The organism is Cupriavidus sp. U2, assembly GCF_009663685.2.
Lineage (GTDB): Bacteria > Pseudomonadota > Gammaproteobacteria > Burkholderiales > Burkholderiaceae > Cupriavidus > Cupriavidus necator_C.
The window spans coordinates 102,865-124,293 of the sequence record NZ_RCOG02000031.1 but is presented as its reverse complement, the minus strand read 5'-3'; the positions used below and the strand labels follow the sequence as shown (position 1 = coordinate 124,293).

General features: G+C 63.5%; 21 protein-coding genes. 9 read left to right on the top strand and 12 right to left on the bottom strand.

What is annotated here, in order from left to right; all coding sequences use genetic code 11:
* Positions 1-19: 19 nt before the first annotated feature.
* The 3 genes from D9X30_RS24210 to D9X30_RS24200 are packed head-to-tail and all read left to right on the top strand — an operon-like array spanning position 20 to position 2,053.
* Complete coding sequence (locus tag D9X30_RS24210; RefSeq protein WP_153948865.1) at positions 20-688, top strand: amino acid ABC transporter permease; 669 nt, start codon at positions 20-22, stop codon at positions 686-688.
* Complete coding sequence (locus D9X30_RS24205; RefSeq protein ID WP_153948866.1) at positions 685-1,341, top strand: amino acid ABC transporter permease; 657 nt, start codon at positions 685-687, stop codon at positions 1,339-1,341. Before D9X30_RS24210 ends, D9X30_RS24205 begins: the two co-directional genes overlap by 4 nt.
* Complete coding sequence (locus tag D9X30_RS24200) at positions 1,322-2,053, top strand: amino acid ABC transporter ATP-binding protein (RefSeq protein ID WP_153948867.1); 732 nt, start codon at positions 1,322-1,324, stop codon at positions 2,051-2,053. Before D9X30_RS24205 ends, D9X30_RS24200 begins: the two co-directional genes overlap by 20 nt.
* Before the next feature lie 18 nt (positions 2,054-2,071).
* On the opposite strand, the gene D9X30_RS24195 is transcribed toward D9X30_RS24200, so the two are convergent.
* The gene (locus D9X30_RS24195) at positions 2,072-3,139 is read right to left on the bottom strand and encodes an SGNH/GDSL hydrolase family protein (protein WP_228770995.1); all 1,068 of its coding nucleotides are present in this window, start codon (positions 3,137-3,139) and stop codon (positions 2,072-2,074) included.
* Between the two features lie 432 nt (positions 3,140-3,571).
* Here D9X30_RS24195 and istA point away from each other — a divergent pair, with 432 nt between their 5' ends.
* Both istA and istB read left to right on the top strand, forming a co-directional pair.
* Positions 3,572-5,098, top strand: a complete 1,527-nt coding sequence (gene istA, locus D9X30_RS24190; RefSeq protein WP_249641074.1) for an IS21 family transposase — start codon at positions 3,572-3,574, stop codon at positions 5,096-5,098.
* Positions 5,088-5,873, top strand: coding sequence for an IS21-like element ISRme4 family helper ATPase IstB (gene istB, locus D9X30_RS24185; protein ID WP_153948869.1), 786 nt, complete (start codon positions 5,088-5,090; stop codon positions 5,871-5,873). The genes istA and istB overlap by 11 nt, the downstream gene beginning before the upstream one ends.
* A 202-nt stretch (positions 5,874-6,075) precedes the next feature.
* Here istB and D9X30_RS24180 read toward each other — a convergent pair whose 3' ends face one another.
* The 11 genes from D9X30_RS24180 to D9X30_RS24135 form a co-directional block, all read right to left on the bottom strand.
* Positions 6,076-8,097: an FUSC family protein gene (locus tag D9X30_RS24180; protein ID WP_194946555.1), complete on the bottom strand. Its 2,022-nt coding sequence runs from the start codon at positions 8,095-8,097 to the stop codon at positions 6,076-6,078.
* A 52-nt stretch (positions 8,098-8,149) separates the two neighbouring features.
* Entirely contained in the window at positions 8,150-8,275 is a 126-nt protein-coding gene (locus D9X30_RS29745; protein ID WP_283780904.1) for a hypothetical protein, read from the bottom strand.
* Between the two features lie 553 nt (positions 8,276-8,828).
* A complete protein-coding gene (locus D9X30_RS24175) occupies positions 8,829-9,866 on the bottom strand; it encodes a LacI family DNA-binding transcriptional regulator (protein WP_153948871.1) in 1,038 nt (345 codons plus the stop codon).
* Between the two features lie 65 nt (positions 9,867-9,931).
* Positions 9,932-10,930, bottom strand: coding sequence for a tripartite tricarboxylate transporter substrate binding protein (locus D9X30_RS24170; protein WP_153948872.1), 999 nt, complete (start codon positions 10,928-10,930; stop codon positions 9,932-9,934).
* 33 nt (positions 10,931-10,963) lie between these two features.
* Positions 10,964-12,001: a porin gene (locus tag D9X30_RS24165; RefSeq protein WP_502799682.1), complete on the bottom strand. Its 1,038-nt coding sequence runs from the start codon at positions 11,999-12,001 to the stop codon at positions 10,964-10,966.
* A gap of 153 nt (positions 12,002-12,154) precedes the next feature.
* Entirely contained in the window at positions 12,155-12,505 is a 351-nt protein-coding gene (locus D9X30_RS24160; RefSeq protein ID WP_153948874.1) for a cupin domain-containing protein, read from the bottom strand.
* On the bottom strand, positions 12,502-13,479 hold the full coding sequence (locus tag D9X30_RS24155) for a quinone oxidoreductase family protein (RefSeq protein ID WP_153948875.1): 978 nt from the start codon (positions 13,477-13,479) through the stop codon (positions 12,502-12,504). The genes D9X30_RS24160 and D9X30_RS24155 overlap by 4 nt, the downstream gene beginning before the upstream one ends.
* 46 nt (positions 13,480-13,525) lie before the next feature.
* The gene (locus D9X30_RS24150) at positions 13,526-14,410 is read right to left on the bottom strand and encodes a beta-keto acid cleavage family enzyme (protein WP_153948876.1); all 885 of its coding nucleotides are present in this window, start codon (positions 14,408-14,410) and stop codon (positions 13,526-13,528) included.
* Positions 14,411-14,447: 37 nt separating this feature from the next.
* Positions 14,448-15,197, bottom strand: a complete 750-nt coding sequence (locus D9X30_RS24145) for an SDR family NAD(P)-dependent oxidoreductase (RefSeq protein WP_153948877.1) — start codon at positions 15,195-15,197, stop codon at positions 14,448-14,450.
* Between the two features lie 55 nt (positions 15,198-15,252).
* On the bottom strand, positions 15,253-16,191 hold the full coding sequence (locus D9X30_RS24140) for an intradiol ring-cleavage dioxygenase (protein WP_153948878.1): 939 nt from the start codon (positions 16,189-16,191) through the stop codon (positions 15,253-15,255).
* A 342-nt stretch (positions 16,192-16,533) separates the two neighbouring features.
* On the bottom strand, positions 16,534-16,977 hold the full coding sequence (locus D9X30_RS24135; RefSeq protein ID WP_153948879.1) for a LysR substrate-binding domain-containing protein: 444 nt from the start codon (positions 16,975-16,977) through the stop codon (positions 16,534-16,536).
* 593 nt (positions 16,978-17,570) lie between these two features.
* Here D9X30_RS24135 and D9X30_RS24130 point away from each other — a divergent pair.
* The 4 genes from D9X30_RS24130 to actP are packed head-to-tail and all read left to right on the top strand — an operon-like array spanning position 17,571 to position 21,325.
* Entirely contained in the window at positions 17,571-18,050 is a 480-nt protein-coding gene (locus tag D9X30_RS24130) for a VOC family protein (RefSeq protein WP_153948880.1), read from the top strand.
* Positions 18,047-19,267 (top strand): FAD binding domain-containing protein, encoded by a 1,221-nt coding sequence (locus D9X30_RS24125; protein ID WP_153948881.1) that lies wholly within the window; start codon positions 18,047-18,049, stop codon positions 19,265-19,267. The genes D9X30_RS24130 and D9X30_RS24125 overlap by 4 nt, the downstream gene beginning before the upstream one ends.
* Positions 19,268-19,298: 31 nt before the next feature.
* Positions 19,299-19,682 (top strand): DUF485 domain-containing protein, encoded by a 384-nt coding sequence (locus D9X30_RS24120; protein WP_153948882.1) that lies wholly within the window; start codon positions 19,299-19,301, stop codon positions 19,680-19,682.
* Positions 19,679-21,325, top strand: a complete 1,647-nt coding sequence (actP, locus tag D9X30_RS24115) for a cation/acetate symporter ActP (protein ID WP_153948883.1) — start codon at positions 19,679-19,681, stop codon at positions 21,323-21,325. The genes D9X30_RS24120 and actP overlap by 4 nt, the downstream gene beginning before the upstream one ends.
* The last annotated feature ends 104 nt before the right edge of the window (positions 21,326-21,429 follow it).

Here is a 21,429-nt window from a genome sequence, read left to right as displayed (position 1 = left end):
GCGCCGCCCGGGTAATAGCATGGCTTACGCGTTCGATTTCGCTTCGGTGCTGGATTACACCGACGTGCTGGTGAAAGGCATCGCCGTCACGGCGCAGCTGACGCTCACCGGTGGGGTGCTTGGCGTGGCCGTCGCCGTGGCGGGCGCCTGGGCCAAGACCCAGGGCCCAGCCTGGCTGCGCGCAGTCGTCAGCACCTATGTGGAGCTGATCCGGAACACGCCGTTTCTGATCCAGCTGTTCTTTATTTTCTTTGGGCTGCCCAGCCTCGGCGTGCATCTGCCGGAAATGGTGGCGGCGTCGCTGGCCATGGTCATCAATCTGGGCGCCTATGGAACCGAGATCGTGCGCGCCGGCCTGGCAGCGACGCCCCGCGGACAGTTCGAGGCGGGGGCCAGTCTTGCCATGTCACCGTTCCAGGTGTTCCGCCATGTGGTGCTGCGCCCGGCCTTGCAGAAGATCTGGCCCGCGCTCTCGAGCCAGGTGGTGATCGTGATGCTGGGGTCCGCGGTGTGCTCGCAGATTGCCGCCCAAGACCTGACGTACGCGGCCAATTTCATACAGGGCCGCAACTTCCGCGCGTTCGAGGTGTATCTGGTCAGCACCGGCATCTACCTGCTGCTTGCGATTGCCCTGCGGCAGTTGCTGCGCGGCATCGGCCGGCAGCTTTTCGTCCGGAGGGTGGGATGATCGAGTTTTCGTTGTGGGATATCGTCCGTAACCTGCTGCTGGCGGTGCGCTGGACCGTGTTGCTGTCGTTGGTCGCCTTCGTGGGCGGCGGCATCGTGGGCCTGCTTGTGCTGTTGCTGCGCACAGGCAAGCGGCCGTGGGCAAGGCGGCTGACACAGGGCTATATCGAGCTGTTCCAGGGCACGCCGCTGCTGATGCAGCTGTTTCTGGCGTTCTTCGGACTTGCGCTGTTCGGCATCGAAGTGCCGGCCTGGCTGGCTGCGGGGCTGGCGTTGACGCTGTGGACCTCGGCCTTCCTGGCCGAGATCTGGCGCGGCTGTGTGGAAGCCATTCCGCGCGGTCAGTGGGAGGCCTCTGGCAGCCTGGCCATGCGCTACGTGCAGCAGATGCGCCACGTGATCCTGCCGCAGGCGCTTCGGATAGCCGTGGCCCCCACCGTGGGCTTCGGCGTCCAGGTCATCAAGGGAACAGCCCTTGCATCAATCATCGGTTTTACCGAGCTTTCCAAGGCGGGCACGATGATCGTGAACGCCACGTTCCAACCGTTTACCGTCTATGCAGCCGTCGCGCTGATGTATTTCGCGCTGTGCTGGCCGCTTTCGCAATACAGCAAGATGCTGGAGAGGAAATTTCATGCCGCTCATCGCCATTGATCAGGTCCGCAAGTCGTTTGGCAATAACGAGGTCCTGAAAGGTGTCTCGCTTTCCGTGGAACCCGGCGAGGTCATTGCCATCATCGGCAAGAGCGGTTCGGGCAAGAGCACCCTTCTGCGTTGCATCAACGGGCTCGAGCGCATCGACGCCGGGGCCATCACCGTCGCGGGCGCTCATCTGGCCGACAGCGAACTGCAGCTGCGCGCGCTACGGCTGAAGGTGGGCATGATCTTCCAGCAGTTCAATCTGTTCCCCCACCTGAGCGCAGGGCGCAACGTGATGCTGTCGCCAATGATCGTCAAGGGCGTGCCAGAGGCCAAGGCCCGGGAACTGGCCGAACTGAACCTGGCGCGGGTGGGACTGTCCGCAAAATTCGACGCCTATCCTGACCAGCTGTCCGGCGGGCAGCAACAACGGGTTGCCATCGCCCGCGCGTTGGCCATGCAACCCACCGCGCTGCTATGCGACGAGATCACGTCCGCGCTGGACCCTGAACTCGTCAACGAGGTACTGCAGGTGGTGCGGGGCCTGGCCGCCGACGGCATGACCTTGCTGATGGTGACGCACGAGATGCGCTTTGCGCGCGAGGTGTGCGACCGCGTGGTGTTCATGCACCAGGGGAAGGTCCACGAAATCGGTGCCCCGGAGGAGGTTTTTAGCCGCCCCCAAACGTCGGAACTCCAGCAGTTCCTGGGGATGGTGGAGGCTTGACACGCCAGGGCCAGGATGTCAAAACCCTTTCACAACTTCCGTCACCGCATCGGCGACCTTGCCTGCTAGATAAACATGGCCGGCGGGTGTGGGATGAGTGCCATCCTCAGACACATAGATGTCGCCATTGCCATCTCCTTTCAGGTCGCCAGCATTCCCCGTGCCGGTCTGCCAACGCTCGCCGACATTGTCGACGAAATGAAAATTGACGCGACTTCCAACCGCCGCCTTGATGGCATCCCGTTGATCGATAAAAGTGGAACCCGGTGACCAGGGGCCTAGAACAAAAACAACAGTGAACGGCAGTTGCTTTTCCACGGCATCAAAGAGAGCTGTCGCCTCGGCTTGCAACTCGGCCTTCGGATGACCGGTGTCATTAGTGCCGGCCGCGATAACCAGAACATGTGGGCTGAATGGCAAGACGTCGGTGGAAAGTCGATCGCGTAGTTTAAGTTTGCCGTCGGGGGCCTCCAGGTATCCCGTAGCGCCGACACCGGACTGATACATGTCCTTCCAGCCCATCAGATATCCAAGCCGGGTGGCGTAGTTGTCAAAGCTATATCCTTGCCCGGCCATCCCTTCCGTGATCGAGTCTCCCAAAATGACTGCGCGGAGCCTCGGCTCAGTGGGCGGGGCTGAGATGGAGTCGCCCGGGGCGATCCGCAGCCCGCCGAATCGCATGTTGGGCGTCTCGCTCCGAATGTTCCTCGACTTCCGACCTCCTTGGAAGTCGACTCGCGTGAGGTACAGGTTGCCATCGTCAGGATAAGCGACGGCCGAGGTCGTCGCGTACGCGCCATCCACGAGAAGCCGGTGCGCGGAAGCCTCCACGTTTCCTTTAACCATGATCTCGAAGGTGGGAGCGTCGGTCACGAACTCGATGTAATAGACGTTGGAGTCGGGACCGAGCACGCCGTAGTTCACCGCTGTGTTCTTGACCAGTTGGTCGTCCGGATAGTCGGGCCCTGCTTGTCTTACTGCGCCGATGTATCGCAGCGCTGGGCTGTCCGGCGGCACCAGCCTGCTGTCCTTGATGCTGGACGGCATATTGGCAATGCCCGGCGTAACGATGGGAGGCGATGCCATCGTGGCGGGCGCTCCGCCAGCCGACATGGCCGCCTTGAGCAAAGCCTTCGTGGCCTCCAGATCTGTCAACGGTGACGGCGAGGAGGGCCTGGGGGGCGCGACGGGTCCAGTCGGCTCTGACGGCGGGGACCCGCCGCCGCTGGCGACCGGTGTCGGAGTTTCGCCGCCGCCTCCTCCGCATCCCGAAAGGAAGACAATTAGCAAAATCGTTGCAAATGCCACATAGCGTCTTTTCATTGATTCCTCCGTTTTCGTAAAAATTACACGGAGGAAGTCGACGAGAAACTCCGCCAGAGGACGGAATCGGATATCCGACTAGTTGTGAAGCTGTTGATTTGCACTGAATCCTGACCCACCCACGGCAGGTATTTGCATCGAATGTTGACCCACGTATAGAACACTTGCCCGCTTGGGAACGAGCGGGAGTTCGGAGTGATCGACGTGGCCATACTGAGCATCATTCGACGCTGGCATCTTCGCGACCAGATCCCGCTGCGCGAGATCGCCAGACGCCTGGGTATTTCCAGGAATACGGTCAGGCGCTATCTGCGCACTGACGTCACAGCACCCGCCTACCCCACACGGCAGAGCCCGAGCAAGCTCGACGGCCATGCCGCCAAGCTCGCCGCGTGGCTCAAGACCGAGGCCAACAAGCCGCGTAAGCAACGACGCACACTCAAGCAGATCCATGCCGATCTGTGTGCTCTGGGCTTCACGGGTTCCTATGATCGAGTCGCGGCGTTCGCGCGTCGCTGGCGTCAGGAACAGCAAGAGCAAGCGCGATCGTCGGGCCGCGGCACCTACATCCCCTTGCGCTTCGCCGAGGGTGAGGCCTTCCAGTTCGACTGGAGCGAGGACTGGGCCGTCATCGCCGGCGAGCGCACCAAGCTGCAGGTGGCCCAGTTCAAGCTGAGCCACAGTCGGGCCTTCTTCCTGCGCGCCTACCTGTTGCAGACCCACGAGATGCTGTTCGATGCCCATCACCATGCCTTTGTGGCGTGGGGCGGGATCCCGCGCCGCGGCATCTACGACAACATGAAGACGGCCGTCGACCGGGTGCGCCAGGGCAAGCTGCGCGACGTCAACCTGCGCTTTGGCACCATGGTCAGCCATTACCTGTTCGATGCCGAGTTCTGCAATCCAGCCTCGGGCTGGGAGAAGGGCCAGATCGAGAAGAATGTCCAGGACAGCCGTCACCGGATCTGGCAACGTGTTCCTGCCTTCGGCTCTCTGGCCGCGCTTAATGATTGGTTGGCCGACCAATGCGTGCGCCTGTGGCAGCAGACCCGCCACCCGGAGCTGGATATGACCATCTGGGAGGCCTGGTCACTGGAGCGGCCGCACCTGATGCCGGTGGGGCAGGCGTTCGACGGCTTTGTCGAACACACCAAGCGCGTGTCGCCTACCTGCCTGGTGAACTTCGAGCGCAACCGCTACAGCGTGCCTGCCTCGTTTGCCAACCGGCCCATCAGTCTGCGTGTCTATGCCACGCGGCTCGTGTTTGTCGCCGAGGGCCAGGTGATTGCCGAGCACGTACGGCACATCAATCGCGGTCACCATCCCGGCCATACGATCTATGACTGGCGCCACTACCTCGCGGTGCTGCAGCGCAAGCCTGGCGCGCTGCGCAACGGCGCACCGTTCGCCGAGTTGCCAGAGGGCTTCCGGCGCCTGCAGGCTACGCTGCTCAAGCGGCCCGGCGGCGATCGGGAGATGGTCGAGATCTTGGCGCTTGTCCTATTGCACGACGAACAGGCCGTGCTGACCGCGGTGGAGCTGGCGCTCGAGGCAGGTGCCGCCTCCAAGCAGACCGTCCTCAATATCCTCAGCCGCCTGCTCGAAGGTGGACCGGTAGCCCCCATCACCACGCCTCAGGCGCTGGCTTTGCAGGTCGAGCCGCAGGCCAACGTCGCGCGTTATGACAGTCTGCGTGACCGGGAGGTGCCGCATGCAGCATGAAGCCATGATGGAGATGCTCAAATCCTTGAAGCTGCACGGCATGGCTCAGGCGCTTGGCGACCTGGCGGCGCAGGACTCGCCGGCCTATCAGTCCGCCGTCGCCATTCTGTCTCGCCTGCTCAAGGCAGAAACCACTGAGCGTGAAGTGCGCTCGCTGGCCTATCAGATGAAGGTGGCGCGCTTTCCGGCCTACCGGGATCTGACCGGCTTCGACTTCAGTTGCAGCGAGGCCAACGAGGCGCTGGTGCGGCAACTCCACCGCTGCGAGTTCCTAGAATCCGCCCACAACGTGGTGCTGGTCGGCGGCCCTGGCACGGGCAAGACGCATCTGGGTACCGCCATCGGTGTACAGGCCGTGGAGCATCACCACCGCCGGGTGCGCTTCTTCTCGACCGTCGAACTGGTCAACGCACTGGAACTGGAGAAGGTCTCTGGCAAGCCCGGCCATCTGGCCACGCGACTGATGTACGCAGACCTGGTGATCCTCGATGAGTTGGGCTATCTGCCCTTCAGCCAGGTCGGTGGTGCATTGCTGTTCCACCTGATCAGTAAGCTCTACGAGCGTACCAGCCTGATCATCACCACCAACCTGAGCTTCGGAGAGTGGTCCAGCGTCTTTGGGGATGCCAAGATGACCACTGCGCTGCTCGACCGCCTTACCCATCACTGCCACATTGTGGAGACCGGAAACGATAGCTATCGTTTCAAGCACAGCACCACCCAACCAAAAAAGGAGAAACGCACCGCAAAACAGCCCGCACAAAGCGACACCTAACAGCTTTTGGGGTGGGTCAATTTTCGATGCAAATCGTGGGTCAGGATTCGGTGCAAATCAACAACGCGGGACTGCAGGCCGATATCTAGCCTCTGCTGTCAAGCGGTTGGTCCCCGCTCATGTCTTGGGGTAGCGTTCCTGAGCAAGTGCGTCGATGACAGAATGATCCGATCGCCAGTGCGCGTGACTGCCGTTTCGAGGCTCAGTGCGCCGGCGCCTGGCCCTGCAGGAACGCGCCGTGCGTACTGGCCCGGTCCGCAATGGAATGCAGCAGGATGGCCGTTGCCAGCCGTTCTCGTCTGTCATCGCTTAGTCCGCCGCCCTTGCCCTGCAGTCGACTTGCCGCCGACCGGCAGACACGCACCACGCGATCCAGATCCCCCCGTTGAAGGCGCCGCTGTACCACCGCCAGGAGACGGCGCGCGGTGCCGCTGGTATTGGCCAACTCCTGCATGGTCAGCAAACTGTAGCCAATTGCCCAGGCGGCGATATGGCCACGAACGTCAGCTTCCCCGATGGCGCCATTGGTGCTGCCTACCGCCGTCAGGCGGTTCAACCGGTCCGCAGTCCGACCAAGCCATGCTTTGGCGTGCCATCCCCTGCGGCGGTCGGCGATCTGGATCAGGTCCTGGTAGGCGGCACGCCGTAGCCGCCGTCGCACGGCATCCGGGTCCGCGGGCAACAGGATCGAGAATGCGGCGGCGCCAAAGGCAATGCCGATCAGGGTGGCGACCGCCCCGTTGAGGAATGCCGCATCCGCGATACGCGCACCATTGAGCGGGGAAATGAAGTTCCAAAAGAAGACCGCCGCGCCATTGCCGATCGCGGCGATGCGCGGATTGCACATGGCCACCCCCGCGGCGACCATGCAGCACCCCACCACGCAGGCAAACGGTACGACCCCCGAGATTGCAGGCAACAACGCAAAGTTGCACAACGCCGCCACCAGCGCCGCGCATACCGCTCCTTTGAGAAAGGCAAGTGAGACACCCACGGCGTTTGGTCGGGTCGCAAACAACGCACTCACCACTCCCGAAATCGTCACGAAGCCTGCACCGGCCGGCCACGCGCTGAAGATCCAGAACGCCGAGGCAGCCAGCACTGCGGCGAAGGCCCGCAGGCCGTTTCTCCATGCCAGGACGGCGTCGATGTGATAGGTCAGGCGCTGGCGCGACGCCCCCACCTCGGGCTGGTCGACCTGCGCGGCACGCGTCGTCACGTCCTGCAGGGCGGCCAGCAGCAGGCGGATCCGATTCAGCACCATCAGTTGCGGCGTGGCGTCGCCATCGGTCCGCGCGCCCTCGCGCTGCAGCGCCTGGTCAACCCGCCACTGCATCGCGGCAATGTCCGTCCGCAGGCCATCCGGCGCCTTGGTCACGCGATCGAGCAGACACGCGGTGTCCTCCACCAGCCCGTTGTCGATCTCGGGAAACCGAGCCAACTGCTCGCCCAGCGTCTGCGCAGCGGCCAATTGCGCGAGCACGGACACGGCCAGCTCGCGGAAGTGCCCGAGCTTTCGCCTGGCCGTGGACGACGCCGCCGCGGAGAACTCCGCTGCGTTATCGAGCACCATCGCCCCGGCAAAGAGCCGGTGCATCGCCTCGCCATCCTGATCCCGGCGCAGCAATCTGGCACACATGCCGGAGGCTTGCGCCACGTAGCGGTCAAACCGGTTGCGCAGGTCGCGATCCGGCTCACCAATCGCGAAGCAACTGGTCAGCGCCGCCTCCACCACAATGCCCAGAATGATGTACAGGCACCGGGCGACAGCGATATCGAATGCGTGCAGTGGCGCAGTGCCAGCACCCATTCCAACGATAGCGGCTGTGTAGCCGGCAAGCACGCCGGCATAGGACCGGAAGTTCCGCAGGGAGGTCGCCACGGCGGTGCAGATGCCAATCCGCGCTGCCAGCGTCAGCAGGAACAACTCAGGCGTCTGCGCGAAGAGCGCTGTGAGTGCAACCGCCACCACGGCCCCGATTACCGTCCCGACGATCCGGTACTGGCTTTTCGAGAGTGTCATGCCCCGATGGGGCTGCGCCACGATCCATACGGTCATCGCCGCCCACTTCGGATCGTCCAGGTTCATCAGGAAGGCGATGTAAAGCGCGATCAGCGAGGCTGCCGTGGTACGGATGGCAAATATCCACCCGGACCATGCAGGGTCCGACGGCAAACGCGCCAGCGCCTTCAGGTCGAGGGATTTTAATCGTGGAACATTCATCACGGATTCAGAAGTAGGCCGGCCAGGCGTACATGCCCGCATATCGCCGCGTTCATGCCGCCCGGACCTCACGATCGCCGGCGCGCCCAACACGGTGTTCGATTGGGGTGACGTCAGAGCCGGCTGGATTGTGGACCGGCATGGCAAAGGCGTTGCGGCGGATGTCTTCAATTTTCACTGTGCGTTCCTCTTGCAATGTGAAGGGTTCGATCGCACGACAGGGTCATCAAAGGTTGTCGACGCCTTCGCGTGAAGGCGCCAGCTGGACGGCGCATCGCGGACACAGGTCGTGCTGGCCGGCAGCAGCAATCCAGTGGGGCATCCTAGGGTTTTTCCCGGGAATGCGACATGGGGTTGGCGACAAGAAGCCATTGCTCTTTTTGGAAACGCCGAACAATGAATCCAGAATTCGTGCCTCATGTGCGCCAGGATCGGTTTGGCGTCCGAACCGAGTACGCGGTGATGTCCACGCTCTGGACCGGCCGGGGCGACACGGCGGCGCGACTGTGCAGGGAGGGACATCGCATCGTGCGAAACCTGAATGGCTGCACGGTATCCGCAACCGGCATAAGAAAAACGGCGTCAACGTTTGGGTTGACGCCGTTCCTAATTCTGCAATCGGTATTGCACTCATGCGCCGTCGGTGTACGGATCGCGTGGCTCGGTGAATGCCCTCCAGACTCAAAGGCCATCCAAGTTTGACGAAAGCAGAAAGTTCGCTTTGCTAGCAATTAGCTCGCGGCCGCCCGAGGTGCTTTTGTAGACCCTCGCACCACAAGTTCCGGACGCAATTCGATCACGACACTGGCCGTCAGCGGTCTGGCGATCCGCCGAAGTAGCAATTCTGCCGCCTGCTCACCCATGTCATGCACTGGAATACGGACGGTAGTGAGTGGAGGCGTCAGCGCATCGACGAAAGGCATGTCGTTGTGGCCGACGATCGATACGTCGTCCGGACAGCGGATACCCTGCTCTCGCAGATAGTCGTAGCAACCCATGGCAACGAGGTCGTTGCCAGCGGCGATAGCGGTCAAGCCGGGCAGCGCATCGAACAACTGGGCGCAAGCCTTGCGACCCGCTTCGCGCGCATAGCTTTCGGCCTCAACCACACCATATTCGCTGCGCCGGAGTCGATGGTGCTTGACCGCTCGCAGGAAACCCTCACGGCGCGACTCGCCGGTGGAAGTACTAGCCGGACCAGCGATGTGCCCAATGCAGCGATGGCCAAGGGAGACCAGGTGATCGACCGTCAACGCCATTGCCAGCGCACTGTCACTGACCACGCACGAGGCGCGGCCCGTGTGTTCGCCGCGATTCACCATGACCACGGGGATGCCCACCTTCACGCAGTACTCGAGCAAAGGGTCGTCGCGCTCGGCGGTTGCCAGGATCAGCCCCTCCACTTGGCGCGCCAACAACTGGTCGACCACAAAGCGCTGCCGCGTGCGCTCGATGCCGGCATTTACCACGATCGGCACATAGCCCATCCGGGCCAGCACCGACTCGATGCCCGCCAGGATGGGCGGAAACACCGGATTGGCGATATCGGGCAGAATCACGCCAACCATCCCCGAGCGCTGCGTGCGCAGTCCCGCGGCAATGCGGTTCGGGCGGAAGCCGCGCGCCTCGGCCAACTTGAGGATGCGCGTCGCCACCTCTTCGCCGACGAGGTGACGCGTCGCGGGATTCATCACCCGCGACACCGTGGAGTAATGCACATCCACCTCTGCGGCAAGGTCTTTGATAGTCACGCGCTTTCTATCGGACATGGAACGGCGGACGCCAGGCTGGATCATTGAGATGCGCCATTCTAGCGTCTGCCGGCAGGCTTACGTCACTCTCCCGCGCGCACCCCGGATTGCCTGACCACCGGAGCCAGCCTGACGACCTCGGCCTGGATATAGCTGGCAAATTCCTGCGGGGTGCTGGCCCGTGGCTCCGCACCCTGCGCGGCCAGCCGCTCCCGCACGTCGGGAGCAGCTAGCACCTTGCCAATTTCGGCATTGAGGGCGTTGACGATCTCCTTCGGGGTCGACGCCGGCGCCAGCACGCCGAACCACGAGTCGAAGGCGTAGTCAGGCAGCCCCGATTCCGCCACGGTGGGGATATCGGGCAGCACACCGGCGCGCTTGGCCGTGGTCACGGCCAGTGCGCGGAGCTTGCCTTGCCTGACAAACGGCATCGCCGACACGCTGGGCGCAAACATCATGTCGCCGCGCCCGGCCATCACATCGGTCAAGGCCTCGCCAGTTCCCTTGTACGGGATATGCACTATGTCGATCTTTGCCTGCATCTTGAACATCTCGCCGCTCAGGTGCGTGGAGCTGCCCGACCCGGCAGAATCGAAGTTCAAGGCGCCTGGCCTGGCCTTGGCCGCCGTAACGATGTCGCGCACCGACCTGTACGGACTGGCAGCATTGACCACCAGCACGTTCGGTACCGAAGCCACCAGCGATACCGGGGCAAAGTCCTTCAGCGTGTCGTAGCTCAGCTTCGGGTACAAGGTGGCATTGATGGCATGCCCCACGGACACCAGGACAAGCGTATAGCCATCAGGTACAGCCTTTGCCACCGTGGTGGCACCCAGCGTGCCGCCTGCGCCCGGCCGGTTATCGACTACGACCTGCCATGGGCCGGACTCGCCCATCTTGGCGCCGATGATGCGCGCCAGGATATCGGTGGCGCTACCAGCCGAAAACGGCACGACCAGACGGATCGGCTTGGCCGGAAACTGCGATTGGGCGCTCGTCTGCATCGGCATGGCGGCAGCCACCGCGAGCGCCAGTGCGGCAATGGGGCGAACGGCAACGGTGCTGAAAAACTGTCGAATCATGATGGTCTCCTCGCAACAATGTCCGGGCCAGCGTCAGAAAAAATGCCGCATGCCGAGCGCAAAGGTTTGCGGATCGGCACCGGCGCTGACGCCAAGCTCGTTGATGGCAAAGTCGTAGATCGCGTTCTTCTTGTTGTTGATACGGCTGTAGTACGCGTAAAGCGCCGTGCGTTTGGACAGCGGGTAGTCGTACCCCACGGTGAACTGCGTGGCACCGGTTTCCGGGCCGCTCCGGAAGAAGCCGATGGTGTCCGTGGACGATCCAGTGCCATTGGGCGCGAACGCAACGCCCACGCGCACGCTGCCCGGTCCCAGCTTCTGCACCAGCGACGCGTAGTAGCCGTTGCGCTGCAGGTCCCCCGTGTCGGTACGGTAGTGCAGGTGTTCGTAGACCGCCGCCAGACGGGTGCCCGGAAGTAACTGGTAAGCCAGTGCCACCTTCAGTGCGTTGTCGTTGCGTCCGGCACCTTGATAGTGCTGGTGCATTTCGTAGGCGAACGTTGCACTGAGCGGCCCCTGGTCGTAAACCAGCGCTGCCGAATAAAGCGCGGGATTGCGCGGAACGGCGTTCTTTTCCTCCGGCAGCCCCCAGCCCAGCCACAGGCTGGCACCCCAGAACTGCGGCGACCGGTACTGCAAGATGTTCTTCTGGCGGCGGTCGAAGGAACTTGTGTCCTGCACGTTGTCCGAGCTGGACGTCGACCCGTTGCCGATCAGCGCCATGTAGCCGGCAGTGGTCGGGTAGTAGGGGTCGTAGCCCGCCGTCGATTCGGTATAGGGCGTCTGCCAGTGCCCCATGAACACCAGGCCGTAGTCTCCCTGCAGGCCGACCCGCGAATTGCGGCCGGCAATCTGCCCCTGCCCGGTATCCAGCGACACGTTGCTTTCGATCTGCCAGACGGCCTTGAGCGAGCCGCCCAGGCCCTCTTCTCCCCGAAAGCCGAACACCGACCGGTTGTTAGTCACCCGCGCCGTGCTGCCAAGCCTGGTGCCATCAGTGGCCGTGCTGGCGCGCGAATATTCGAAAGCCGTGTTGAGCCGTCCGTAGATCGTCACGCCATCTTCGGCCATTGCCGGGGCGATCGTCCCGGCAGTTATGCCGGCGGACACCAGTACCAGGGCCGGCGGGACCATGCGGTGTCGCCTGAAGGTCTTTCGCATCGTGGGGGTCTCCTCCTCGTTGTTATGGGTGCTTTGCAAACGTTTGCAAAACGGATCAAAAAATTACGGTGCCACGGGCGGGGGATACGGCATGGCCAGCAGCAGCATGGCCGGAAGATTGGATGGATTACTGACTTGGCGGGCTTCTCCGGGCGCCAGCCGCACGGAATCGAAGCGCCGCAGGGTGACGCTCTCCGACGGGGTCCGGATGCAGACCTCGCCCTGCAGCACGACGTAGTGCTTTTCGACGAGTGACGCGTCCAGCGACGTGTGACCGCCTGGCAGGATCACCGAGACGCCCAGCCACAGGGCTTCGGAAGGACCCGCCTCGTGCCCCTGGAGGCGCAGGCAGTGCATGCCCTCGTGGTTGGCCGGGTAGTAGGCCGGCGCCTGGTCGAATCGGGTCGTATTCATGGCGTCAGCACCACGCGTTCGGTCGCGCCCTGCAGCACGGCGCGGTAGGCGTCCTTGGCGTTGGCCAGCGTGTACGTATAGTCAGGCAACACCGGGAACGGCTTGAGCTGGCCGGCGGCAAACATCGGCGCGAGCGCATCCAGGATCGCGGCACAGGCCTGGCTGTCCATCGCCAGGGTGTCGACGCCCACGTAGGTGTGCTGGCCCCGGTAGAACGCAAAGATGTCGAACGGCACCGGCTTCTCGATGGTCGAGATGAAGATCTGCGTGGCGCCGATGGCCATGGCAAGGTTGGCCTGCTCGAAGTACGGGCTGCCCACGGTGTTATAGACGATATCGGCGCCATGGCCTCCGGTCTCGTCCCGAACCACCGTGGAAATGGTTTCGCGGCTAGCATCGATCATGCGCACCGGGCCGCTGGCGTGGCCGCGATACGGTTCCGATCCACGCTCCACGGCGAAGACGCGCGCGCCCAACGCGGTGGCAATCTGGATCGTCGCCTGCCCTACCTTGCCGTTGCCGCCGCCCACCAGCACCACATCGCCCGCTTTGGGCATGCCGGCGCGCCGCAGGCCTTCATATGCCGTGATGAAGGGCACGCCCACCGCGCCGGCTTCGATCAGCGACACCGCTGGCGGCTTGGCACGAACTGCCTCCACACCGATGCGCAAGTACTTGGCATGCGTGCCATCGCGACGGATACCGAGCTCGCCGCCACTGCCCCAAACCTGTTGCCCGAGCCATTGGCTCGGTCCGTCGACGACCACGCCGGCATAGTCGCGGCCCGGCGTGCGCGGCCACACGGCATGCGGCATCAGGCCAAGCGTGGCTTTCACGTCGCTGGGATTCACCCCCGCGCTGGCTACTTCAACAATGCACTGGCCGACGCCGGCCTCCGGGCGTGGCATGCCAATCAGCGACAGTTCCAGCGCGTCGATTGTCGGGGCTTTCTGGTGAACCTGAATGGTATTCATGATGAATGTCGTGATAATAAAAATTGAATACGGAAGGGCTCAGGCCTCAGGCTTCACGCAGGCCAAGCTGCGCACGGGCGTCGGACGCGGACGCGATTTCGCCGCCCAGCGACTTGACGATGTCGCGCGCCTTGGCCACCAGCGCGGCGTTGCTTGGTGCCAGCACGCCCTTTTCCAGATAGATGTTGTCTTCCAGGCCAACGCGGACGTGGCCACCCGCCAGCCACGCCTGCGCGACGATCGGGAATTCCGCGCGGCCAATACCGAACGCAGACCATTGCGCGCCGGTCGGCAGCATGTTGCGGGCATAGAAGATCGTCTCCGGCGTGGCGGCAAAGCCGTACTTCACGCCCAGCACGAAGGTCCAGAGGCCGGGGCCGTCCAGCACGCCGTCGCGCATGAAGTCGAGCGCCATGTTCAGGTCTCCGGAGTCGAAAATCTCCAGTTCGGGCATGACACCCGCGCTGCGGATCACCTCGGCCATCTTGCGTACGTTCGTGGGCGTGTTGATGACCACGTCTGCACCCGAATTCATGGTATTGAGGTCCAGCGAGCAGACGTCCGGCCGCAAGGCGGCAATATGCGCCACGCGCTTGAGCGGATGCAGCAGCGTGGTGCCGAGCGCGGCCACGCGCGGCTCGTTCTCGTCGGGCACGAAGCGCCCACCCGGCCCGGTGGTGAGGTTGATGATCAGGCTGCGATTGCGGGCGCGGATGCGGTCGATAACGTCGGCGTAGTAGTCGAGTTCCATCGACGGCCGCCCGGTGGCCGGATCGCGCACGTGAATGTGCGCGGCAGCGGCACCGGCTTCCGCGGCTTCGAGCGCGGCTTCCGCAATCTGCGCCGGTGTCACCGGCAACCCGGGGTGCTGTTCTGGGGTGACGATATTGCCGGTCACCGCGCAGGTGATGATGGTCTTTCTGGCGTGCATGGATGATTGGAAAAAGGAAAGCACGTAAGGAAACGAATCAGCCGAGCTGGCGTCCGCCATCGACCACGATGGTGGTGCCGGTGGCAAACCGCAGCGACGTGGCGCACGCGACGATGGCGTCCGCCACGTCCTCCGCATGCCCGATGCGCCGCAGCGGCGTGGTCTTGGCGGCCCGATCGTTAAACGAGCTGTCGCGACCCGGCACGAAGCCCGTGTCGACCACGCCCGGCGACACATTGAGCACGCGGATATCGGGGGCCAGCGCCCGCCCCAGCGACATTGCCATTACGTCAAGTCCGGCCTTGGCGGCACAGTAGGCAACGTTGCTGCCCTGCCCCGTACGCCCCGCAATCGAGCCAACATTGACAACCAGCCCTTCGCCGCCGGCCCGCAATGCCGGCGCGAAGGCCCGGATTGCCGCGAACTGGCCGCGCCAGTTGACCGCGAACAGTTGGTCGATCAGGGCGTCGTCCAGCGCATCGAGATCGGCGTGGGGAATGGCACGCGTGAAGCCCGACGTGTTGACGAGGATGTCCACGCGGCCGTAGTGGTGCAGCACATCGGCGGCCAGCGCCTGCAGCGAGGCGCTATCGGCCACTTCGGCACGCGCGGCCATATGATTGCCAGCCGGGAGGTCTTCGACCGTCTTTGCCGTGCGTTCGGCGTCACGCCCGGTCAGTACGACGCTGGCGCCCACGTTGGCCAGCGCGCGGCCAGCAGCAAAGCCAATGCCGCCGGTTCCTCCGATGATGACGGCAACCTTGCCAGAGAGATTGGTAATAGTCATGGTTTGGGATAGTGAGTGGCCGAGATGGCCCCATTTGTGAGTGGGTGGGGATGGTTCAGTCAATGGGAGGTGTGGGAAACGTCTGCTCGCCCGGTTCGAGCGTAAAGTCGAACTGCAGCGTGTAGAACGGGGCCGGCAGCCCTCCCCATGGACTCAAGCCTGTTTCCACCAGCCTGAAGGCGCCGACCAACTGACGATGGACGCCGAACGTAACGTCGGTTTCCAGGATGTCGGAGTCGTCGGCGAAGACCTGTGTCACCAGGGTGCGGTATCCAGGTGCAGCGACGATGAAATGGATATGCGCGGGGCGATATGGATGGCGCTTCTGGGCGGCAAGCAGTGTGCCGACGGGCCCATCGGTAGGAACCGGGTAGCCTGCCGGGCGGACAGTTCGGAAATGATAGTTGCCGCTGGCGTCCGTATGAAACACGCCCCGCAAGTTGCGGTCGGGCTGCTGGGGATCCTGGTTGTCATAAAGGCCGACAGGCGAGGCTTGCCAGACCTCCACCATCGCTCCGGCCAGCGTCGAGCCATCCGTCGCGCGCACCTTGCCGCTGACGAACAGCGGTAAGCCGGGAGGATCGTCCTGGACAACGCAGTCGCCGCAGTCGTAGCGCGGGGCATTGGCACGATAGAACGGTCCCAGCAATGCACCGGGGGTACGACCATCCTGGGTGCTGTTGTTAATGGTGGTGACCAGCGTCGACAAGCCGAGCACATCGGCGGCCAGCACTACCTCATTGTTTGTCGCATGGGTGGCTTGGCCCAATGCGGCAACGAATGCGAGCGCTCGTTCGAACTCTTCGTCGGAGGGCCGAACCTCGCGCAAAAAGGCGTGCAAATGCGATACCAACGCGGCCATCACTCTACGCAGACGCGGGTCTTCTGTCCCTGCCATAGCCTCCAGAACGACCTTTGTCACGGAATCCTCACCCTCGATTAGCGCAACCGTACGCAAGGACTCTGCCTTCGTAGCGAGGTGATGTGTCTCCATACCGTCTCCCGTTTATGCAAACGTTTGCATTATGGTCGAATTCGGTTCGAGGGCAAGGGGGACAACCGCAGGAGCAAGCTACGCGGCATCCGATTCAGGATGACAGTTCATGGAAATCAAATACTTACGGGAGCATCCGGACAATCCCTAGTGCTGATCGACGTCTCGGCAGGAATACGGCGGTCACGCGGACCATGTTCGAAAGCTGAAGAGGAAAGTGCGCCGTGCGAAGCTCCCACCCGGTGTCGATTCGGACCGCACGGCTCCGCGATGCGGACGACGCGATCGTCGGTTCTCCGAGAGTCCTGGTTGCCAACTGCGGCGCTGCTCCGAGCCTGCAAATTAATCCCGTTTCTCGCGCTTCCCTTTCCGCTCTCTGACTACAGGCTTCGCTGTGGCGTCGAAAATGTCCGCGTAGCCAAGCCTGCGAAAGTTTTCGATCACGAAGTCTACAAACGCGCGAGTCTTCCCCGGCAATAGGCGCCGGGAGGCGTAGTAGAGCGAGATCATTCCTGCATCAGCATGCCAATCCGGCAGCAGCCGGATCAGCCGGCCTTCGGCCAGGTCCATGAGGACGTCTGGCAAAGCCAGCAGCGCCACACCCAATCCAAGGCGCGCGGCTTCGCGCATCGAAGCGGGGTCGTTCATCACGATGTCTTCGTTCACCGCTGCCGCCGCCTGCTCGCCATGCGGGCCCAGCATTGTCCATTTACGAACGCGGCCGGTTGCGATGCTCCGCATCGCAAGGCCCCGCAGGGTTCCAAGTGTTTCCGGACGATCAGGCATCTCGGCAACGCCGCGCAAGTAGGGCCGACGCTGTCCTGGCACATCAGGCCATCGAACGAAGAACCTTGGGCGGCATACCGCTGCTGGTGCCGAACGGCGCCAGATGCTGAAGGGCAATCCGTTGATGCCCTCCCCTACTATCCACCAGGAGTCTTCTATGCCTTCGACGCGCCTGGCTCGGCTCGTGCGTCCGAACCCAGCAGATACGATGGCCTCTGCCGAAGTCGGGCGCGTTATGCCTCGTCGAATGGACCGTCCCCCGTGCTTGTGCCCAGCCGCCCGGCGATAGCGACACTTGCTCCTCGCGCGCTGACCGCCGAGGAGCGTCAGATTCTCAGAAGGGGTGCTGCGTTTCGACGCAGAGAAGACGAAGGTGTGGGGAACATGGGCAGATGACCTCGGATTTACCCCTACCGTTGTCAGCTTCCTTTCCGCGACCACCTCGGCAGCGTTGGAGCACGTTCTCGGAGGCCGCCCCGCTGGAAAGACGCGAGCGAGGGTAAACACTACCCTATTGGTGCTTGGCTGCGTCCCTCTTCCGCACTACATTTATCACACGATCACTAATCGATCGATAATTTGTCGGAGACAGCATGGCGATCACCAAGCTCGCACACTATTCAATCCGCACGACGGACCTCGAACGGTCGTGCGCATTCTACGAACGCATTCTCGGGTTCCGGCGTGGGTACCGGCCGCCGTTCGACTTCCCCGGCGCCTGGCTCTACATGGGCGACGACGAACGGGACTTCGGCACCGTGCACATCATCGGCATCGACCCGAGCAATCCGGCGGGGCTGACTGCCTATCTCGGCGACAAGGCGTTGCCGGAAGCCGGCACGGGCACCGTCGACCATATTGCCTTCCTGGCGACTGGCGTCACTGCCATGTGGCAGACGCTACGCGCCGAGGGCATCGCCTGGCGCGACCGCACCGTCCCCAGCCTGGGCTTGCACCAGGTATTCATCGAAGACCCGTCCGGCGTCACCATCGAACTCAACTACCCCGCCGAAGAAGTGGCAGGCCTGGCACTGCCGCAGCAATCGCAAGCCGAAGCAGGAGCCACAGCATGACCCCCATCCCATCGTCCCCACGCAAGGCCATCATCATCGGCGGCTCCGTAGGCGGGCTGTTTGCCGCCAACCTTTTGACACGGGCTGGCTGGGAAGTCGAGATTTTCGAGCGCACGCCCGAAGCGCTGACCGGTCGTGGCGCCGGCATCGTCACGCACCCCGAACTGTTCGAGGCTTTGGCCGCTGCCGGCGTGACCGTCGACGACAGCATCGGCGTCTCGGTCAATACCCGCGTGACGCTGGCTCGCGATGGTAGTGCGGTTTCGGATCGTGAACTGCCCCAGACGCTGACCGCCTGGGGCAAGATGTACGAGGTACTGGGTAAGGCGTTTCCGGGTCTCTATCGCACCGGCGCGCATGTCACGGCGGTGGCGTCGCACACCGACCACGCGGAAGTCACGCTGCAGGATGGTTCGATACACCGCGCCGACATGGTGATCGCCGCCGATGGCTTCCGGTCCACCATCCGGGAACAACTGCTGCCGACCGCGCGGCTCGAGTACGCGGGCTATATCGCCTGGCGCGGACTGGTCGACGAGACCGACCTGACACCGGCGACGCACGCCGCGATTTTTGACAAGTTCGCCTTCTGCCTGCCGCCGCACGAACAGATTCTCGGCTACCCGGTGGCTGGCGAGCGCAACAGCACGGCGCCCGGGCAGCGGCGCTTCAATTTCGTGTGGTACCGCGCCACCAATGACAACCAGTTGGCCGATCTGCTCACTGATGCCAACGGCAAATGCTGGTCCACCGGCATTCCTCCGGGCCTGATCCGTCCCGACGTCATCGCCGATATGGAAAGCGCAGCGACTGACCTGCTCGCGCCACAGTTTGCCGAGGTGGTGACGCGGACTGCGCATCCGCTGTTCCAGCCGATCTATGACCTCACGGTTCCGCAGATGGCGTTTGGTCGCGTGGCCCTGCTGGGTGACGCCGCCTTCGTGGCGCGGCCCCATTGCGGGATGGGTGTCACCAAGGCGGCCGGCGATGCGATGGCGCTCGCGCGCGCGCTGTCGGACGCGCCGACCATCGAGGCCGGGCTCGAAGCCTATAGCGCCGAACGCGTGCAGGTGGGCCAGGCCATCGTCGAGCACGCCCGCCACCTTGGCGCCTACATGCAGGCCCAACTGAAGAGCGACGAAGACCGTGCCATGGCCGAACGCTACCGAACCCCGGAAGCGGTCATGCGCGAGACCGCCGTGTCTCGCAGGTTCTGACCGCCAAGGACAACAACACAAGGAGACAACCATGCCTCAAGCCGCCCCACAGACCGCGCCCCCCGTCGCGCCTTACAACACCCATGAAGACCCGGAGGCCCTCGACGCCCCGCTGGCACCGCATCCGATGTTGGGCCGCGCCGATTTCGAGCGACTGCACCGCACCCGGCGGCGCTTCTCGTGGTCACTGACCGCCGCGATGCTGCTGGTGTACTTCGGCTTCATCCTGACGCTGGCCTTCCGTCCCGACCTGCTCGCCATGCGGCTGGTACCGGACCAGCCGATGAGCATCGGCATTCCCGTCGGCTTCGGGATGTTCGTGTTCACCTTCGCGCTCGTCGCCATCTACGTGTATCGCACCAACACGGTCTACGACCGGATGATCGCGGACATCCGCGACGGAGAGCCGTCATGAATCGCACGCACGCCTCTTTTGCCTTCTGCGCCGCACTGACGGTTGCCACGCCTGCCCTGGCTGCCGCGCCGCCGGTGGGCCAGGGCCTGAACGGCATCGCCATCGGCATGTTCGTCGTCTTCGTGGTGGCCACGCTGGCCATCACGCGCTGGGCGGCCCGCCGCAACAACAGCGTGGCCGACCACTATGCCGCCGGCGGCAAGATCACCGCCATCCAGAACGGCTGGGCGATCGCCGGCGACTACATGTCCGCCGCGTCGCTCCTGGGCATCTCGGCGCTGGTGTTTACCAGCGGCTATGACGGCCTGATCTATTCGATCGGCTTTCTGGCCAGCTGGCCCATCATCCTGTTCCTGATTGCCGAGCCCTTACGCAATCTGGGACGCTACACGCTGGCCGACGTGCTGTCGTATCGGCTGCGGCAACGGCCGATCCGCGCGTTCTCGGCGTCGAGTTCCATTGTGATCGTGCTGCTGTACCTGGTCTCGCAGATGGTAGGCGCTGGCAAGCTCGTGGAACTGCTGTTCGGCTTCAACTACACGTCGGCTGTGGTGCTGGTTGGCGTGCTGATGGTCGTCTACGTGTTCTTCGGCGGCATGCTGGCCACCACCTGGATCCAGATCATCAAGGCGGTCATGCTGCTGGCCGGCTGCGCGTTCATGGCGTTCATGGTGATGAGCCGCTTTGGCTTCAGCCTGAACAGCCTGTTCGACCATGCCATCGCCGCCCACGGCAAGCAGGAAGCTATCATGCGCCCGGGCGGCCTGGTCTCCGATCCGGTCTCGGCGGTGTCGCTCGGTCTGGCGCTGATCTTCGGCACGGCGGGGCTGCCTCATATCCTGATGCGCTTCTTCACGGTCAGCAACGTCAAGGCCGCGCGCAAGAGCGTGCTGTATGCCACCGGCATCGTCGGCATGGGCTACGCAATGATCATCATCATCGGCTTCGGGACGATTGCACTGGTCGCCAAGGATCCGCTCTATCACACGCCTTCTGGCGCGGTGATTGGCGGCATCAACATGGTGGCCGTGCACCTCGCCCACGCCGTCGGCGGCAGCATCTTCCTGGGGTTCATCTGTGCGGTGGCGTTCTCGACAATCCTCGCCGTGGTGGCGGGCCTGACCCTGGCGGGCTCCTCCGCCATCTCGCACGACCTGTATGCCACGGTGATCTGCAAGGGCCGCGCGTCGGACAAGGACGAGATGCGTGTGTCGCGCATCACCACGCTGGTACTGGGCGTGCTGGCGATCCTGCTGGGGATCCTGTTCGAGAAGCAGACCATTGCGTTCATCGTGAGCCTGACATTCTCGATTGCTGCCAGTTCCAACTTCCCCGTGCTGCTGCTGTCGATCTATTGGCGCGGCCTGACTACGCGCGGGGCGGTCATGGGCGGCATGATGGGCCTGATTACCGCCGTGGTGCTGACGATCCTGAGCCCGACGGTATGGGTGCAGGTGCTTGGGCACGCGTCGGCCATCTATCCGTACGAGTATCCGGCACTGTTCTCGATGCTGGTGGCGTTTGCAGGCATCTACGTGTTCTCGGTGACCGATCGCTCAGTGCGCGGCGCGTGGGAACGCAACGCCTACCAGAACCAGCGCGTGGACTGCGAACTCGGTATCACGGCCAAGTCCGGCCACTGACGCTTGGCTGCCGACCTCGCTTCGAGGCGGCAGCCAGCGCGCTGGCGCGTCGCCTTTTCTTATTGATCGGGTGATTGGTAGAATCGGGCCATTACCCGAACAGC

Excerpts from the sequence above, each read along its gene's own strand:
- D9X30_RS24210 (WP_153948865.1), top strand. The coding sequence starts at position 20 with ATGGCTTACGCGTTCGATTTCGCTTCGGTGCTGGATTACACCGACGTG.
- D9X30_RS24205 (WP_153948866.1), top strand. The coding sequence starts at position 685 with ATGATCGAGTTTTCGTTGTGGGATATCGTCCGTAACCTGCTGCTGGCG.
- D9X30_RS24200 (WP_153948867.1), top strand. The coding sequence starts at position 1,322 with ATGCCGCTCATCGCCATTGATCAGGTCCGCAAGTCGTTTGGCAATAAC.
- D9X30_RS24195 (WP_228770995.1), bottom strand. The coding sequence starts at position 3,139 with ATGGCATCGCCTCCCATCGTTACGCCGGGCATTGCCAATATGCCGTCC.
- istB (WP_153948869.1), top strand. The coding sequence starts at position 5,088 with ATGCAGCATGAAGCCATGATGGAGATGCTCAAATCCTTGAAGCTGCAC.
- D9X30_RS24180 (WP_194946555.1), bottom strand. The coding sequence starts at position 8,097 with ATGAATGTTCCACGATTAAAATCCCTCGACCTGAAGGCGCTGGCGCGT.
- D9X30_RS24175 (WP_153948871.1), bottom strand. The coding sequence starts at position 9,866 with ATGTCCGATAGAAAGCGCGTGACTATCAAAGACCTTGCCGCAGAGGTG.
- D9X30_RS24170 (WP_153948872.1), bottom strand. The coding sequence starts at position 10,930 with ATGATTCGACAGTTTTTCAGCACCGTTGCCGTTCGCCCCATTGCCGCA.
- D9X30_RS24165 (WP_502799682.1), bottom strand. The coding sequence starts at position 12,001 with ATGGCCGAAGATGGCGTGACGATCTACGGACGGCTCAACACGGCTTTC.
- D9X30_RS24160 (WP_153948874.1), bottom strand. The coding sequence starts at position 12,505 with ATGAATACGACCCGATTCGACCAGGCGCCGGCCTACTACCCGGCCAAC.
- D9X30_RS24155 (WP_153948875.1), bottom strand. The coding sequence starts at position 13,479 with ATGAATACCATTCAGGTTCACCAGAAAGCCCCGACAATCGACGCGCTG.
- D9X30_RS24150 (WP_153948876.1), bottom strand. The coding sequence starts at position 14,410 with ATGCACGCCAGAAAGACCATCATCACCTGCGCGGTGACCGGCAATATC.
- D9X30_RS24145 (WP_153948877.1), bottom strand. The coding sequence starts at position 15,197 with ATGACTATTACCAATCTCTCTGGCAAGGTTGCCGTCATCATCGGAGGA.
- D9X30_RS24140 (WP_153948878.1), bottom strand. The coding sequence starts at position 16,191 with ATGGAGACACATCACCTCGCTACGAAGGCAGAGTCCTTGCGTACGGTT.
- D9X30_RS24135 (WP_153948879.1), bottom strand. The coding sequence starts at position 16,977 with ATGCCTGATCGTCCGGAAACACTTGGAACCCTGCGGGGCCTTGCGATG.
- D9X30_RS24130 (WP_153948880.1), top strand. The coding sequence starts at position 17,571 with ATGGCGATCACCAAGCTCGCACACTATTCAATCCGCACGACGGACCTC.
- D9X30_RS24125 (WP_153948881.1), top strand. The coding sequence starts at position 18,047 with ATGACCCCCATCCCATCGTCCCCACGCAAGGCCATCATCATCGGCGGC.
- D9X30_RS24120 (WP_153948882.1), top strand. The coding sequence starts at position 19,299 with ATGCCTCAAGCCGCCCCACAGACCGCGCCCCCCGTCGCGCCTTACAAC.
- actP (WP_153948883.1), top strand. The coding sequence starts at position 19,679 with ATGAATCGCACGCACGCCTCTTTTGCCTTCTGCGCCGCACTGACGGTT.